Origin of the sequence: Rhodovastum atsumiense (assembly GCF_937425535.1) — a bacterium.
GTDB classification, from domain to species: domain Bacteria; phylum Pseudomonadota; class Alphaproteobacteria; order Acetobacterales; family Acetobacteraceae; genus Rhodovastum; species Rhodovastum atsumiense.
Genome location: NZ_OW485601.1, coordinates 2,496,362 through 2,511,046 on the forward strand (window position 1 = coordinate 2,496,362; position 14,685 = coordinate 2,511,046).

Annotated in this window: 12 protein-coding genes; 10 read left to right on the forward strand and 2 right to left on the reverse strand. The window is 69.0% G+C overall.

Annotation, left to right across the window (positions count from 1 at the left end; all coding sequences use genetic code 11):
* The first annotated feature begins 52 nt into the window (after positions 1-52).
* The 10 genes from bchC to NBY65_RS11490 all read left to right on the forward strand — a co-directional run bounded on the left by bchC (position 53) and on the right by NBY65_RS11490 (position 12,184).
* Positions 53-994, forward strand: coding sequence for a chlorophyll synthesis pathway protein BchC (gene bchC, locus NBY65_RS11445; RefSeq protein WP_150040112.1), 942 nt, complete (start codon positions 53-55; stop codon positions 992-994).
* Positions 991-2,010 (forward strand): chlorophyllide a reductase iron protein subunit X, encoded by a 1,020-nt coding sequence (locus tag NBY65_RS11450; protein WP_239002731.1) that lies wholly within the window; start codon positions 991-993, stop codon positions 2,008-2,010. Before bchC ends, NBY65_RS11450 begins: the two co-directional genes overlap by 4 nt.
* 36 nt (positions 2,011-2,046) lie before the next feature.
* Positions 2,047-3,558 (forward strand): chlorophyllide a reductase subunit Y, encoded by a 1,512-nt coding sequence (gene bchY / locus NBY65_RS11455; RefSeq protein WP_203330428.1) that lies wholly within the window; start codon positions 2,047-2,049, stop codon positions 3,556-3,558.
* A gap of 4 nt (positions 3,559-3,562) precedes the next feature.
* Entirely contained in the window at positions 3,563-5,014 is a 1,452-nt protein-coding gene (gene bchZ / locus NBY65_RS11460; protein WP_150040109.1) for a chlorophyllide a reductase subunit Z, read from the forward strand.
* Positions 5,015-5,169: 155 nt separating this feature from the next.
* The gene (gene pufB, locus NBY65_RS11465) at positions 5,170-5,367 is read left to right on the forward strand and encodes a light-harvesting antenna LH1, beta subunit (protein ID WP_150040108.1); all 198 of its coding nucleotides are present in this window, start codon (positions 5,170-5,172) and stop codon (positions 5,365-5,367) included.
* A gap of 18 nt (positions 5,368-5,385) precedes the next feature.
* Complete coding sequence (gene pufA / locus NBY65_RS11470) at positions 5,386-5,586, forward strand: light-harvesting antenna LH1, alpha subunit (protein WP_150040107.1); 201 nt, start codon at positions 5,386-5,388, stop codon at positions 5,584-5,586.
* Between the two features lie 121 nt (positions 5,587-5,707).
* A complete protein-coding gene (pufL, locus tag NBY65_RS11475) occupies positions 5,708-6,532 on the forward strand; it encodes a photosynthetic reaction center subunit L (RefSeq protein ID WP_150040106.1) in 825 nt (274 codons plus the stop codon).
* A 15-nt stretch (positions 6,533-6,547) separates the two neighbouring features.
* Positions 6,548-7,507, forward strand: coding sequence for a photosynthetic reaction center subunit M (gene pufM / locus NBY65_RS11480; protein WP_150040105.1), 960 nt, complete (start codon positions 6,548-6,550; stop codon positions 7,505-7,507).
* Between the two features lie 10 nt (positions 7,508-7,517).
* Positions 7,518-8,552, forward strand: coding sequence for a photosynthetic reaction center cytochrome PufC (gene pufC, locus NBY65_RS11485; protein ID WP_150040104.1), 1,035 nt, complete (start codon positions 7,518-7,520; stop codon positions 8,550-8,552).
* Between the two features lie 206 nt (positions 8,553-8,758).
* Complete coding sequence (locus NBY65_RS11490; RefSeq protein ID WP_203330427.1) at positions 8,759-12,184, forward strand: acyl-[ACP]--phospholipid O-acyltransferase; 3,426 nt, start codon at positions 8,759-8,761, stop codon at positions 12,182-12,184.
* Positions 12,185-12,290: 106 nt separating this feature from the next.
* Here NBY65_RS11490 and NBY65_RS11495 read toward each other — a convergent pair whose 3' ends face one another.
* Positions 12,291-12,674, reverse strand: a complete 384-nt coding sequence (locus NBY65_RS11495) for a PAS domain-containing protein (RefSeq protein WP_150040103.1) — start codon at positions 12,672-12,674, stop codon at positions 12,291-12,293.
* On the reverse strand, positions 12,652-14,685 hold the full coding sequence (locus NBY65_RS11500; RefSeq protein ID WP_150040102.1) for a response regulator: 2,034 nt from the start codon (positions 14,683-14,685) through the stop codon (positions 12,652-12,654). Before NBY65_RS11500 ends, NBY65_RS11495 begins: the two co-directional genes overlap by 23 nt.

Here is a 14,685-nt window from a genome sequence, read left to right on the forward strand (position 1 = left end):
TAGGCTGACATCGACGCCGGAAGCAGACCGGGACTGGGAATTTGGAGTCCTCATGGACACCATCGCCGTGGTGCTGAACGCCCCGGAGCGCCTCTCACTGAGCCGTATCGACCTGACTCCCCCCACCGAGGAGGACGTGGTCGTCGACATCGAGTGGAGCGGCATCAGCACGGGGACTGAGCGCCTTCTTTACACCGGACGGATGCCGAGTTTTCCCGGGCTCGGTTACCCGCTCGTGCCTGGTTATGAATCCGTTGGCCGGATCAGCCAAGTGGGTGCGCGCGCGGGGCTGCGGCCCGGCCAGCGCGTGTTCGTCCCCGGCGCGAAATGCTACGGCGAGATCCGTGGCCTGTTCGGCGGCGCCGCCTCCCGCCTGGTTGTGCCGGCGGCGCGGGTGATCCCGATCGATGACACGCTCGGCGAGCAGGGCGTGCTGCTGGCGCTCGCCGCCACCGCTTATCATGCCGTCGCCGCTCCCGGGGCGGCACTGCCCGACCTCGTCATCGGCCATGGCGTGCTGGGCCGCCTGGTGGCGCGGGTCGTGGTGGCCCTGGGCGGCAGCCCGGTGGTGTGGGAGCGCAACAAGGACCGCATGGCCGGGGCTGACGGCTACACCGTTCTCGAACCCGATGCCGACCTGCGCCGCGACTACCGGTCGATCATCGACGTCAGCGGCGATTCCGCCATTCTCGACAGCCTGATCGCGCGCCTTGCCCCCGGTGGCGAGGTCGTGCTGGCGGGTTTCTACAGCCAACCCCTCTCCTTTGCCTTCCCGCCCGCGTTCATGCGGGAAGCACGCCTTCGTATCGCCGCGGAATGGCGCGAGCCGGACCTGCGGGCGACCAAAGAGCTGGTCGAGGCCGGGCGGCTTTCGCTCGACGGCCTCATCACGCACCGGCGGGACGCGACCCAGGCGGAGACCGCCTACAAGACGGCCTTCGGCGATCCCGCTTGCCTGAAAATGGTCCTGGACTGGAGGGGGGTCCAAGCATGAACGCACCATTCACCGTACCCGGCTCTGCGCGGCCGCACGAGAAAATGCACGACGAACTGAAAGCGGAAGCGTCCATCGAGCCGGAGGCACCGGCCAGCGGCGAGCCCACCAAGAAGACCCAGATCATCGCCATCTACGGCAAGGGCGGCATCGGCAAGAGCTTCACGCTCGCCAACCTGTCCTACATGCTGGCGCAGCAGGGCAAGCGCGTGCTGCTGATCGGCTGCGACCCCAAGAGCGACACCACCTCGCTGCTGTTCGGCGGGCGCAGCACCCCCACCATCATCGAGACCTCGGCGAAGAAGAAGGCGGCCGGCGAGAAGCTGACCATCGGCGACGTCTGCTTCAAGCGCGACGGCGTGTTCGCCATGGAACTCGGCGGCCCGGAAGTGGGCCGCGGCTGCGGCGGGCGCGGCATCATCCACGGCTTCGAGACGCTGGATAAGCTCGGCTTCCAGGACTGGGACTTCGACTTCGTGCTGCTCGATTTCCTCGGTGACGTGGTGTGCGGCGGCTTCGGCCTGCCGATCGCCCGCGACATGTGCCAGAAGGTGATCGTGGTCGGCTCGAACGACCTGCAGTCGCTCTATGTCGCCAACAATGTCTGCTCGGCGGTGGATTATTTCCGCAAGCTCGGCGGCAATGTCGGCGTGGCCGGCATGGTGATCAACAAGGACGACCACACCGGGGAAGCGCAGGCCTTCGCCGCCAAGGCCGGCATTCCCGTGCTCGCCGCCATTCCCGCCAACGAGGATATCCGCCGCAAGAGCGCCGCCTACGAGATCGTCGGCCGGCCCGGCGGCCCGTGGGGCGCGATGTTCGAGGCGCTGGCCATCCAGGTGGCCGAGGCACCGCCGGTGCGCCCGCACCCGCTGTCGCAGGAAGACCTGCTCGGCCTGTTCAAGGGCGAGACCGTCGGCCGTGACGTCGTGCTGGACCCGGCCTCGGACGAGGACATGCGCGGTGCGCCGGTGGTGGCGAAGCCGTCGCTCGAAGTCGTCTACGAGGGTTCGTAGCGGGGCGATGCGGTCATGACCTCCGGCAACGCAACCATGGATCGGCCTCCGGCCCCGCCCGCAGCGGATGGGTCCGGCTGTCACGCCGGCCGCGACACCATGCTCGAAGCCGCCCGCGCGGCGGGCAAGGGCGAGGCGATGGCGCGGCTGATGGCGGATTATCCGCGCGGCCCGCACGACCAGCCGCAATCGATGTGCCCGGCCTTCGGCGCGCTGCGCATCGGGCTGCGCATGCGTCGCACCGCGACCATCCTTTCCGGCTCGGCCTGCTGCGTCTATGGCCTGAGCTTCACCTCGCATTTCTACGGCGCGCGCCGCAGCGTCGGCTACGTGCCGTTCAGCTCGGAGACCCTGGTTACCGGCCAGCTCTTCGAGGACATCCGGAAGGCCGTCTATGACAGTGCCAATCCGGACCAATACGACACGGTCGTCGTCATCAATCTCTGCGTGCCGACCGCGTCCGGCGTGCCGCTCGACCTGCTGCCGAAGCAGATCAACGGCGTGCGCATCATCGGTATCGACGTGCCGGGCTTCGGCGTACCGACCCATGCCGAGGCGAAGGACGTGCTGGCGGGCGCCATGCTGCGCTACGCCCGGCTGGAAGCCGAGGCCGGCCCGGTCGCGCGCCCGCGCGACCTGGTCGAGGAAGAACGCCGCGTCACCCTGATCGGCGAGCTGTTCCCGGCCGATCCGGTCGGCATCGGCGCGCTGCTGGCACCGCTCGGCCTGACCGTCGCCCCGCAATTGCCTTCCCGCGAGTGGCGCGACCTGTATGGCGCGCTCGACTGCGTGGCCGCGGCCGCGGTGCATCCGTTCTACACGGCAACGACGCGCGAGTTCCAGGCAGCCGGCCGTCCGGTCGTGGGCTCCGGCCCGGTCGGCGTGGACGGCACCGCCGCCTGGCTGGAGGCGATCGCGCGGGTTGCCGACGTGCCGGCCGATAAGCTGGACGCGGCCAAGGCACGGCTGCTGCCGGCCATTCGCGGCGCACTGGAAGCCAATCCGATCAGCGCGCGCATCACGGTATCGGGCTATGAGGGCTCCGAGCTGCTGGTGGCGCGCCTGCTGATCGAGGCGGGCGCGGTGGTGCCCTATGTGGGCACCGCCGCCCCGCGCACCGATTGGAGCGATCCGGACCGCGAATGGCTGCAGGCGCGCGGCGTGCACGTGCAGTACCGCGCCTCGCTCGAGCAGGACGTGGCGGCGATGCAGGACGTGCGTCCCGATCTCGCGCTCGGCACCACGCCGCTGGTGCAGAAGGCCAAGTCGCTCGGCATTCCAGCCCTTTATTTCACCAATATGGTTTCGGCACGACCACTCTTCGGACCCGCCGGCGCCGGTGCCCTCGCAGGTATCGTGGCCGCGCAGACAAGGGGCACCTCGCGGTTCGCGCGCATGGTCGAGTTCTTCGGCGATGTGGGATCCGGCGAGGGTGCCGGCTACGGTTGGTCCGATGTGCCGAAAGAGCCCGCCGGTGCGCGTGATCGCGCCCGGCGGGCTCGTGAAGCCCGCGCCCGGGCTGCCGCCAACCAGGCCATGGGAGGCTAGCGCCATGCTCGTCCTCGACCATGACCGTGCCGGCGGCTACTGGGGCGCCATCTACGCCTTCGCGGCGGTGCGCGGCCTGCGCGTGGTGATCGACGGCCCGGTGGGCTGCGAGAACCTGCCGGTGACGGCGGTGCTGCACTACACCGACGCGCTGCCGCCGCACGAATTGCCGGTGGTGGTGACCGGGCTTTCCGAAGAGCAGCTCACCATGAGCGGCACCGAGGGGGCGCTGAAGCGCGCGGCCGACACGCAGGACCCGGACCTGCCGGCCGTGGTGGTGACCGGCAGCATCGCCGAGATGATCGGCGGTGGCGTCACCCCCGAAGGCTCGAACATGCGGCGCTTCCTCTCGCGCACCATCGACGAGGACCAGTGGCAGGCCGCCGACCGGGCGATCTACTGGCTGTGGTCCGAGTTCGGTGCGAAGCAGGCGCGCAAGGCGCAGCCGCGGCCGGCCGGCGCCAGGCCGCGCGTCAACATCATCGGGCCGATCTACGGCACCTTCAACATGCCTTCGGACCTCGCCGAGATCCGTCGCCTGGTGGAAGGGATCGGCTGCGAGGTGAACCTGGTGTTCCCGCTCGGCTCGCATGTCGAGGACATCCCCCGACTTGCCGATGCCGACGTCAACATCTGCATGTATCGCGAGTTCGGCCGCCAGCTTTGCGAAGAACTCGGCAAGCCCTATCTGCAGGCGCCGATCGGCCTGTTCGCGACCACCAACTTCCTGCGCAAGCTGGGTGAACTGACCGGCCTGGATCCCGAGCCGTTCATCACCCGCGAGAAGCACACCACGATCAAGCCGATCTGGGACCTGTGGCGCAGCGTCACCCAGGATTTCTTCGGCAGCGCCGCCTTCGCGGTGGTCGCCACGGAAACCTATGTGCGCGGCCTGCGGCGCTTCCTGGAAGAGGAGATGGGCGTTCCCTGCGCCTATTCGTTCAGCCGCAAGCCCGGTGCGAAGCCCGACAACGCGGCGGTGCGCGAGGCGGTGCGCGGCAAGCCGGTGCTGGCGCTGTTCGGATCCTACAACGAGCGGATGTACGCCGCCGAATGTGGCAGCCGCGCCACTTACATCCCGGCCTCGTTCCCAGGAGCCATCATTCGCCGCTCGACCGGCACCCCCTTCATGGGCTATGCCGGTGCCACCTACATCGTGCAGGAATATTGCAACGCCCTGTTCGATGCGCTGTTCCACATCCTGCCCCTCGGCACCGACCTCGATCGGATCGATCCGACCCCGGCGCGCGCCCGTGACGTGACGCCCTGGGACGACGACGCAGTGGCGATGCTGGACGCCTATGTGGAAAGCGAGCCGTTCCTGGTGCGCATCTCGGCGGCCAAGCGCGTGCGCGACCGCGCCGAGCGGGACGCGCGCACGGCCGGCGAGGCGCGGGTGACGACGGCGCGGGTGGCGGCGACGCTGGCCGCGTTGCGGGTGGGGCAGGTCGCATGAGTGACCGGTTCGCTCGCGCACAGACAGAATTCCCCTGGCCGTTCCGGTCGGGGCACCGAGTCGATCGGGTCGGGCTCTGCCCGCCCGGCGATCCCCGCCGCGCGGGAGTTGCGCGGTAATTTGGCCGCAAGGCCGTCATCTGAAGGGCACTAAAGATGGCTGAAAAGTCCCTGTCGGGGCTGACCGAGGAAGAGGCGAAGGAATTCCATCGCATCTACCGGGCGAGCTTCCTGACCTTCGTCGTCATCGCTGTCGTGGCTCACGTCCTCGTTTGGTCGTGGCGTCCGTGGCTGCCGTCGGTGCAGGGCTACACCACCAGCCTGCTCGACACCGTCACCGCGTTCCTGGCGTAAGACAGAGGAGAATCGACGATGGCCGAATTTCCTGGCGAGCCCGACGTTTGGCGTTTCTGGCTGCTCTTCGACCCGCGCCGCGTGCTCGTTGCGGTTAGCGTGTTCCTGTTCGTGCTGGCCCTGCTGATCCACTTCATCCTGCTGAGCACCAGCCGCTTCAACTGGCTCGAGGGCCCGGTGCGTCCGGCCGCGGTCCAGACTGCTCCGGCTGCGAAGTAAGTAGCGCCACTGACGACGGCAGCGGACGAGGCCGGGCCCGCGCGCATCGGCCTCGTCCGTAGCCAACTGTGCTGAAAGGAGGCAGGTTGCCAAGCTGCCTCCCGGGCGGAGGAGCCGATAGATGGCGATGCTCAGCTTTGAAAAAAAATACCGTGTGCGCGGGGGTACTTTAGTTGGAGGAGATCTGTTTGACTTCTGGGTGGGGCCTCTTTACGTCGGCTTCTTCGGAATTCTGACGGTCTTCTTCGCATCCCTCGGCACGGCCTTGATCTTCTGGGGCGCCTTTCAGAATGGCGACCTCAATTTCTGGCGGGTCAACATTGCGCCGCCGGATCTGCGCTATGGCTTGTCGCCGGCTCCCCTGGCAGAGGGTGGCCTGTGGCAGCTGATCACGATCTGCGCCCTCGGGGCGTTCGTGTCGTGGGCTCTGCGTCAGGTGGAGATTTCGCGCAAGCTCGGGATCGGCCTGCACGTTCCCTTTGCGTTTTCCTTCGCGATCTTTGCCTATGTCGCGCTGGTGGTGATTCGTCCCGTCCTGATGGGTGCGTGGGGCCATGGCTTCCCGTACGGCTTCATGAGCCATCTCGACTGGGTGTCGAACGTCGGCTACCAGCACCTGCACTTCCACTACAATCCGGCACACTGCCTGGCCATCACGTTCTTCTTCACGAACGCCCTGGCCCTGGCGATGCACGGCTCGCTGATCCTCTCGGCCGCCAACCCCCCGAAGGGTGAGCCGGTGAAGTTCGCCGAGCACGAGAACACCTTCTTCCGCGACATCGTCGGCTATTCGATGGGCACCCTCGGCATTCATCGCCTCGGCGTGTTCCTCGCCTGCTCCGCCGCGTTCTGGAGCGCCGTCTGCATCGTGCTGAGCGGCCCGTTCTGGACCCGTGGCTGGCCGGAGTGGTGGAACTGGTGGCTCAACCTGCCGATCTGGTCGTAGTGGGAGCGCACCGACATGGCTGAATACCAAGTTGTTTTCAACCGCGTGCAGGTGAAAGGACCGGCCTATGCCGGGGTCCCGCTGCCCGCCGGTGATGAGCCGCGCCTTCCGCAGACGACCTTCTCGCGCCTGGCCGGCCTGTTCGGCGACGCCCAGATCGGGCCGATCTATCTCGGCCGGCTTGGCTTGCTGTCGATCGCGTGCTTCTTCGTGGCCTTCGAGATCATCGGCCTGAACATGCTGGCCTCGGTGAACTGGAACCCGGTCCAGTTCGTCCGTCAGCTGTTCTGGCTCGCGCTCGAGCCGCCGCCGCCGGCCTATGGCCTGCGCATCCCGCCGCTGAACCAGGGCGGCTGGTGGCTGATGGCCGGCTTCTTCCTGACCACTTCGATCCTGCTGTGGTGGGCCCGCGTCTATCGTCGTGCGCAGCAGCTCGGCATGGGCACCCACATGGCGTGGGCCTTTGCCTCGGCGATCTTCCTGTACCTGTCGCTCGGCTTCATCCGGCCGATCCTGATGGGGAACTGGGGTGAAGCACCGCCGTTCGGCATCTTCCCGCACCTCGACTGGACCGCGGCGTTCTCGATCCGCTACGGCAACCTGTTCTACAACCCGTTCCACATGCTCTCGATCGCGTTCCTGTACGGCTCGGCCGTGCTGTTCGCGATGCATGGCGGCACGGTGCTCGCGGTCAGCCGTTTCGGCGGCGAGCGCGAGGTGGAGCAGATCGTCGACCGCGGCACCGCCTATGAGCGCGGCGCGCTGCTGTGGCGCTGGTGCATGGGCTTCAACGCGACCGCCGAGTCGATCCATCGCTGGGCCTGGTGGTTCGCAGTGCTTGTCACCCTGACCGGTGGCATCGGCATCCTCCTGACCGGCACCGTGGTGGACAACTGGTATCTGTGGGGCGTGAAGCACGGTATTGCGCCGCACTATCCGGTGATCTTCCCCGGCGTGACCGACCCGACGCTGTAGGAGATCAGTCATGAAGCTGAACCTTACAACCGGCCTCGGGCTGTTCGCCGCTGCTGCTATTGGCGTCGGGCTGCTGTTCACCATCGAGTACCCGCCGGTCGATGTCGTGCAGCGCGGCTTCCGCGGCCTTGGGATGAACCAGCTGTTCCATCCCGCCACGGTGGCCAAGGCCGTCCCGAACAACACCGTCCCGCCCGCGCTGATCCAGGTGCCGGCGATCGGTGGCAAGGCCGGCGACGTCTACAAGAACGTGCAGGTGCTCAAGGACCTGCCGGTCGCGCAGTTCACCCGCCTGATGGCGGCGGTGACGGACTGGGTGGCGCCGCAGCAGGGCTGCACGTACTGCCACGTTGATGCGAACAACCTGGCGTCCGACGACATCTACACCAAGGTGGTGTCGCGCCGGATGTTCCAGATGACCATCGACATCAACAAGAACTACAAGAACCACGTCGCCGCGACCGGTCCGGAAGGCGCGAACGGCGTGACCTGCTACACCTGCCACCGTGGCCAGCCGATTCCGGCGAACATCTGGTTCACGGATCCGGCGTCGCAGACGGTGAACATCGGCGGTCTGGGTGACCGCGCCGGCAAGAACATCGCTTCGCCGGCGGCTGGTTACACCTCGCTGCCGACCGATCCGTTCACGCCGTTCCTGCTGAAGGCCGACTCGCTGCGCGTCGAGACTCCCGACCCGCTGCCGATCGGCTACCCGGCGACCATCAAGAACACGGAATGGACCTATGGGTTCATGTTCCATCTCTCGGCGGCGCTGGGCGTAAACTGCACCTACTGCCACAACAGCCGGCAGTTCGCGGACTGGAGCCAGAGCACGCCGCAGCGCGTGACCGCGTTCCAGGGCATCGCCATGACGCGGGCGCTGAACGTGAACTACCTGGCTCCGCTGCAGAACGTCTTCCCGGCCTCGCGCCTTGGACCTGGCGGCGACAGCCCGAAGGTCAACTGCGCCACCTGCCACCAGGGCACCTACAAGCCGCTCTATGGGGCAAACATGGTGAAGGACTACCCGGAGCTGACGCGCTGACGTCACTTCCCTGATCCGGTCCCGGGTGACATGCCGGATGTCGCCCGAAGGCCGGATCCGGTCGGGACAATGTGGGCCGGGATCGTTCTCCGTCAGGGGAATGGTCCCGGCCCACAGCGTTTCGGCCCCGACCCTTTGCTTGTCACACTGGCGCGGCGCCTGTCCGCGTAGTCTCCTCGCGTCGCCCCGGACAGAAAGGCGCCTCGATGAGCCTCGCCGCCCCGCCATCCCCCGGCCATTCCGCGAAGCTGCTGCGGGCCCGCCGCTTCCTGCCGCTGTTTGTCACCCAGATGCTGGGGGCGCTGAACGACAACCTGTTCAAGAACGCGCTGGGCGTGCTGGCCCTGTTCGCCTCCGCCGCCTGGGGCAAGGAACTGGTGGCGATCGGCCTGGGCGTCTTCATCCTGCCCTATGTCCTGTTCTCCTCCCTGGCCGGCGAACTGGCCGATCGCGGCGACAAGGCGCGGCTGATCCGGCTGACCAAGCTGTGGGAACTCGGCCTGATGCTGCTGGGCGTGGTCGGCTTCCTGCTCGGCAGCATCCCGTTGCTGATGGCGGTGCTGTTCGGGCTCGGCGTGCAGGCGACGTTCTTCAGCCCGCTGAAATACGGCATCCTGCCCGACCACCTGCCCGGGCATGACCTGGTTGCCGGCAACGGGCTGATCGAGGCGGGCACCTTCCTCGGCATCCTGGCCGGCACGATCGCCGGCAGCGCCCTGGTCCGGGCGCCGCACGGGCCGGAGATCGTGGCGGGGCTCGGCGTGGTGATCTCACTGGCGGGCATCGCCTCGGCATGGGCGATCCCGCCGGCGCCGCCGGCTGCGCCACGCCTGCCGATCGGATGGAACCTGCCGCGCGAGACACTGGCGCTGCTGCGCCTGGCCCGTGGCAATCGCGAGGTCTGGATCTCCGCCCTCGGCATCTCCTGGTTCTGGGCGGTCGGCGCCATCGTGCTGTCGGAACTGCCGGTGGCGGCCAAGGACGTGCTCGGCGGGGATGCCGGCCTGATCACGCTGCTGCTGGCGGTGTTCTCGGTGGGGGTCGGCGTCGGCTCGGTCGGCTGCGCGCGCCTGCTGCATGGCGAGGTCTCGCCGCGGCTGGTGCCGCTGGCGGCACTTGGCATCTCATTGTTCACCGCGGACTTTGCCCATGCCTGCACGCTGCCCGGCGCGGTCGGGCGCCTCGCCACGCCGATGGATGTGCTGGCCGCGCCGGTCGGCTGGCGGCTGCTGGCCGACCTGTTCCTGCTGGCGTTGTGCGGCGGCGTCTATTCCGTCTCGCTCTATGCCTTCATCCAGCAGCGGGCCGATCCGGCGCAGCGGTCGCGCATGATCGCCATGAACAACGTGCTGAACGCGGCCTTCATGGTGGTGGCCTCCGGCGTGGCCGCGGGGCTGACCGCCGCCCATGTCGGTGTCCCGCAGATCCTGCTGCTGACCGCGGCGGCCAACCTGCTGGTGGCGATGTGGCTGCTGCGCCTGTTGCCGCCGGCCACGCTGCGCGCCCTGTATCGCCCGCTGCTCCGGTGGCTCTGCCGCGCCGAGGTCACCGGGCTCGAGCATTACCGCGCCGCCGGCGACCGCGTCGTGATCGTGGTCAACCACCTCTCGCTGGCCGATGGTCCCCTCGTCGCCGCCTTCCTGCCGGACGCGCCCGCCTTCGCCGTCAATCTGGGGATGGCGCGGAAATGGTGGGTGCGGCCGGTGCTGGCCGCAGTGGAGACCTTCCTGGTCGATCCTGCCAATCCCTTGGCCCTGCGCGGGATCATCGGCTGGGTGAAACAGGACCGGAAGCTGGTGGTGTTCCCGGAAGGTCGGCTGACGCGGACCGGCGCGCTGATGAAGGTCTATGACGGCGCCGGGTTGGTCGCCGACCGGGCGGGGGCGATGGTGCTGCCGATCCATATCGACGGGACGCAGTTCACGCCGTTCGCGCGCATGCCGGGGCGGATGAGGCGGCGCCTGGTGCCGCGGCTGCGGATGCACATCCATCCGCCGCTGCGCCTCGCCGTCGATCCGGCCCTTACCGGGCGAGCCCGCCGCCGTGCGCTCGGCAATGCGCTGCAGGACGTGATGGTGGGGGCGGCCTTCGCCAGCGCGGCGACCGACCGCACCCTGTTCGGCGCCCTGCTCGCGGCGCGCGACCGCTTCGGCGCTGGCCTGCCGATCGCCGAGGACATCGCCCGCCAGCCGATCAGCTATCGCCGCCTGGTGACCGGGGCCGTCGTGCTCGGCCGTCACCTCGACGCGCGCGTGCCGGCGGGCGAGCGCATCGGCGTGCTGCTGCCGACCTCCATCCCTGCGGTGGTGAGCTTCTTCGCCCTGCAGGCCTTCGGCCGGGTCCCGGCCATGCTCAATTTCTCGGCCGGCGCCGAAGCCCTGCTGCATGCCTGCGCCGCCGCCGAAATCACCACCATCGTCACGGCGCGGGCCTTCGTCGCGCGGGCGCGGCTCGACGCCGTGGTCGCCCGCCTGCAGGAGCGGCACCGCATTCTCTGGCTCGAGGATCTGCGCGCCGGCATCGGCCGGGGCGCCCGCCTGCGCGGGATGCTGGACGCGTTGCGCGCCGACCGCCTGCCGGGCGCGCGCGGGGCCGCCGGCGATCCGGCGGTAGTGCTGTTCACCAGTGGCTCGGAGGGCACGCCGAAGGGGGTGGTGCTCAGCCACCGCAACCTGCTGTCCAACTGCGCGCAGCTCCTCGCGGTCGCCGATGTCGGTCCCTCCGACCGCATGCTGAACGCCATGCCGCTGTTCCACGCCTTCGGGCTGACCGGGGGGACCCTGCTGCCGCTGCTGCACGGCGTGTCCACCGTTCTCTACCCGTCGCCGCTGCATTACCGGGTCATCCCGGAACTGCTGTACGATACCGATTCCACCATTGTCATCGGCACCGACACCTTTCTTGCGGGATGGACGCGCTTCGCCCATCCCTACGATTTCCGCTCCATCCGCTTCGTCGTCGCCGGCGCCGAGAAACTGCGCGAGGAAACCCGCCGGACCTATGCCGACTGCTTCGGCGTCCGCATTCTCGAGGGGTATGGCATCACCGAGGCTGCCCCGGTCCTGGCAGTGAACGCGCCCATGGAGCACCGCCCCGGCACGGCGGGCCGGCTGCTGCCCGGCATCGAGCACCGCCTGCTGCCGGTCGAGGGCATGCCGCAGGGGGGACGGCTGCTGGTGCGCGGGCCGAATGTCATGCTCGGCTATTTCCGCACCACCGCGCCCGGGGTGCTGGAGCCGCCACCCGATGGCTGGGCGGATACCGGCGATATCGTCACGGTCGATGCCGACGGCTTCATCACCATCCGCGGCCGCGCCGGCCGCTTCGCCAAGGTCGCCGGCGAGATGGTGTCCATGGCAGCGGCCGAGGAACTCGTCGCCGCGCTCTGGCCCGATGACGTGCACGCGGTGCTCGCCGAGCCCGATCCGCGCAAGGGCGAGCGCCTGGTGCTGGTCACCACCCGGCGCGACGCCGAGACCCGTGCGCTGGTGGTCCATGCCGCGGCGCGGGGCGTGGCGGAGATGATGGTGCCGCGGGTGATCGTGCCGGTTGATGCGATCCCGCGGCTGGGCAGCGGCAAGATCGATTATCCGGCGCTGCAACGGCTACTTGCGGGGCGGGCCGCCGCATAAGGCAAGGCAAGGGCTTTGCCCTTGACCCGCCGTCCTGCGCAGGCACGCAGTCGCGTGATGGCCACAAGGTCCCTGGAATCCATTCGTGCTGCGCGGCGGGTTTTGGTCAGGGGCGCTGGAGGAAGACCCAGAAGCCCCCGGCCCGCGCCGATTGGACCCGCACCTGCAGCACGCGATCGGCATCCTCGAAGTCGCCGGTGTGCTCGAAATGAATGTCCAGGGTGCCGCGCGCCAGCGCCGCTTCGATCCGGCCCCGGAAGTCCGGCGTGTTCATGCAGGGGGCGATGTCGGTGAAGAAGGTATGGCCCAGCCGCTCGCGCGCGCCGCTGCCGGACAACCGCCTTTCGCTGGCGCTGTAGTGGCGCACGATGCCCTGCTCATCCACCCGGATCACGCCGAAGGACAGGGCGTCGATCTGCGCCGGCGTCAGTCGCTCGATCACCCGGGCAAGGTCGGGACGATCGAAATCAGGCAGATCGTTGGATGTCATGCGTGGTCTCCGCATCGGAATCGATGATTGCAATGCTTAGCAGATGCGTCATCGGGCCGCCGCCCGTCGACAGCGGCAGCACCAGCCGCTCGATGCGGACAGGCGGGCTCTCGTCGAGCGAGAACCGGACATGGCTGAGGCCGGGCCGCCGCGTCCTGGCGCAGCGCGCATAGGCACCGCGGATCGAGCCGATCATCGCATCCGCCTGCGCGTGCAGGGGCTCGCCCGCCAGGTCCCGGCCGAGCCGCTCCGTGAGCGAGCGGCCGACCCGCAGGAAGCGGAAGGCGATCGGGTCGGCACGGGGATCCACTTCGACCAGCGCCGCATGGTCGGCGACATCCAGGGCGGCGAGATCGATTGCCTCGGGGGACGGCAGGCTGCCGCCGACGGCGAGCCTGGTCCAGGCCTGATAGACCCCGCGCAGCCGCGCATCGTGCAGCCGGGCCGCCAGCGGATCCGGCCGGGGCGCCGCCGCGCTGCGCCGGCCGAGCTTGCGCAGCACGGTGGCGGCCAGATCCGGCCCGCTGAACGGCTTGGCGAGCAGATCCTCGCCCGGCAACGCTTCCCTGGCGTCGGGGTCGCCGGAAATGAACAGGACCGGCAGGCCTGGCCGCTCCACCTGCAGCAGGGCTGCGAGGGACGTGCCGGTTCGTCCGGGCATCGTCACGTCGAGTATGGCCAGGTCGATGGCCGGCTCGGTGCGCGCGAGCAGCACCGCGGTGGCGCTGCCACCCGCTTCCAGCACCGCATAGCCAAGTTCGACCAGTGTTTCCGCCGATAGCGTGCGCAACGCTGGGTCATCATCCACCAAAAGGATAGTGGCGCCACCATGCGGAGTGGTCTGGGCGGGTGTGCCCGCGCGATCGGCGCCGCCGACGCAGGGCAGCAGCAAGGTGACCCGCGCGGCCTCGCCCGGGGCGCCCGCCATGAGCAGGTTGCCACCCGACCGCTCGGCGAAGGCCCGGGCCACCGTCAGGCCGAAGCGGCTGCCAGGGTCGGTGAAGAAGCCCGGAGCGATGCAGCCGGGGGCGTCCGCCACCCGCTCCCCGCGTTCCGCCGAGATCGAGAAACCGACATGACCCATGCCGCCCGGCACCTCGGCCGCCACGTTCTCCGCCACCACCCGGAGCGTGCCGCCCTGCGGCAGGGATTCGCGCGCCTCCACGGCGAGCGCGATGAGCGCGGTTTCCAGCCCGCGGGCGTCGGCGATCACGTGCCAGGTCCCCGGCCGCACCTGCACGTCGCAGAGGATGCGCGGTCCACAGGCCTGGCGGATGAACAGGTCAATGCCGGCGAGCAGCCCGGCGACTTCGATCGTCGTGGCCGCGGACGGGCGCTGGCGGACGAAGCCGAGCAGCCGGCGCAGCAGATGCATCCCGTGCTCGGTGGCCTTTGCCCCTGCCGCCGTCGCCTCGCGTACCCGTGGATCGGTGCTGAGCCGGTCGATCAGCCAGTAGCTGCTGCCGACCACGGTGAACATGTTGTTGAGGTCGTGCAGCATGCCGCCGGTCAGTTCACTGATCGCCGCGAGCCGCTCGGCGTGGTCGCGGTCGGACGCCAGATCCGCCTCGGGCGGCGTCAGCGCGCTGACATCGGCGGTGATCCCGCTGGCCCGGGCCGGTGCCTCGCCGGCCCGGGCCAGCGCCTCGCCCTGCAACCACAGCCAGCGCACGCGGCCATCCGGCAGGGACATGCGCAGGCGACGGCAGATGCGGCCGCCTGCCTTCAGGGCGATCATGTCTGACTCAAAATCGAACTGGTCCGCCGGATCGATCCGGTTCAACAGATCCGTGACGGTGGCTGCGGCGACATGCGGGAGATTCCACAACTGCCCGGCCACTGGCGAGCCCCGCAGCGTGCCGCTCGCGAGGTCGATCTCCCATACCCCGATGCCGCCGGCCTGCAAGGCCTCGTCGACCGCGGGACCGGGCGATGGGAAAGGGGCCCCGCCGGCTTCGGCAGTCGCCTGGACGGCGTGTGTCGGTAAGCCATGCGTGGGCCGTGCCGTCAT

Bases quoted from the DNA above. Each gene is read 5' to 3' on its own strand.
- pufB (WP_150040108.1), top strand. From the start codon at position 5,170: ATGGCTGAAAAGTCCCTGTCGGGGCTGACCGAGGAAGAGGCGAAGGAA.
- pufL (WP_150040106.1), top strand. From the start codon at position 5,708: ATGGCGATGCTCAGCTTTGAAAAAAAATACCGTGTGCGCGGGGGTACT.
- NBY65_RS11450 (WP_239002731.1), top strand. From the start codon at position 991: ATGAACGCACCATTCACCGTACCCGGCTCTGCGCGGCCGCACGAGAAA.
- bchC (WP_150040112.1), top strand. From the start codon at position 53: ATGGACACCATCGCCGTGGTGCTGAACGCCCCGGAGCGCCTCTCACTG.
- NBY65_RS11500 (WP_150040102.1), bottom strand. From the start codon at position 14,685: ATGACGGCACGGCCCACGCATGGCTTACCGACACACGCCGTCCAGGCG.
- bchZ (WP_150040109.1), top strand. From the start codon at position 3,563: ATGCTCGTCCTCGACCATGACCGTGCCGGCGGCTACTGGGGCGCCATC.
- pufM (WP_150040105.1), top strand. From the start codon at position 6,548: ATGGCTGAATACCAAGTTGTTTTCAACCGCGTGCAGGTGAAAGGACCG.
- pufA (WP_150040107.1), top strand. From the start codon at position 5,386: ATGGCCGAATTTCCTGGCGAGCCCGACGTTTGGCGTTTCTGGCTGCTC.
- pufC (WP_150040104.1), top strand. From the start codon at position 7,518: ATGAAGCTGAACCTTACAACCGGCCTCGGGCTGTTCGCCGCTGCTGCT.
- bchY (WP_203330428.1), top strand. From the start codon at position 2,047: ATGGATCGGCCTCCGGCCCCGCCCGCAGCGGATGGGTCCGGCTGTCAC.
- NBY65_RS11490 (WP_203330427.1), top strand. From the start codon at position 8,759: ATGAGCCTCGCCGCCCCGCCATCCCCCGGCCATTCCGCGAAGCTGCTG.
- NBY65_RS11495 (WP_150040103.1), bottom strand. From the start codon at position 12,674: ATGACATCCAACGATCTGCCTGATTTCGATCGTCCCGACCTTGCCCGG.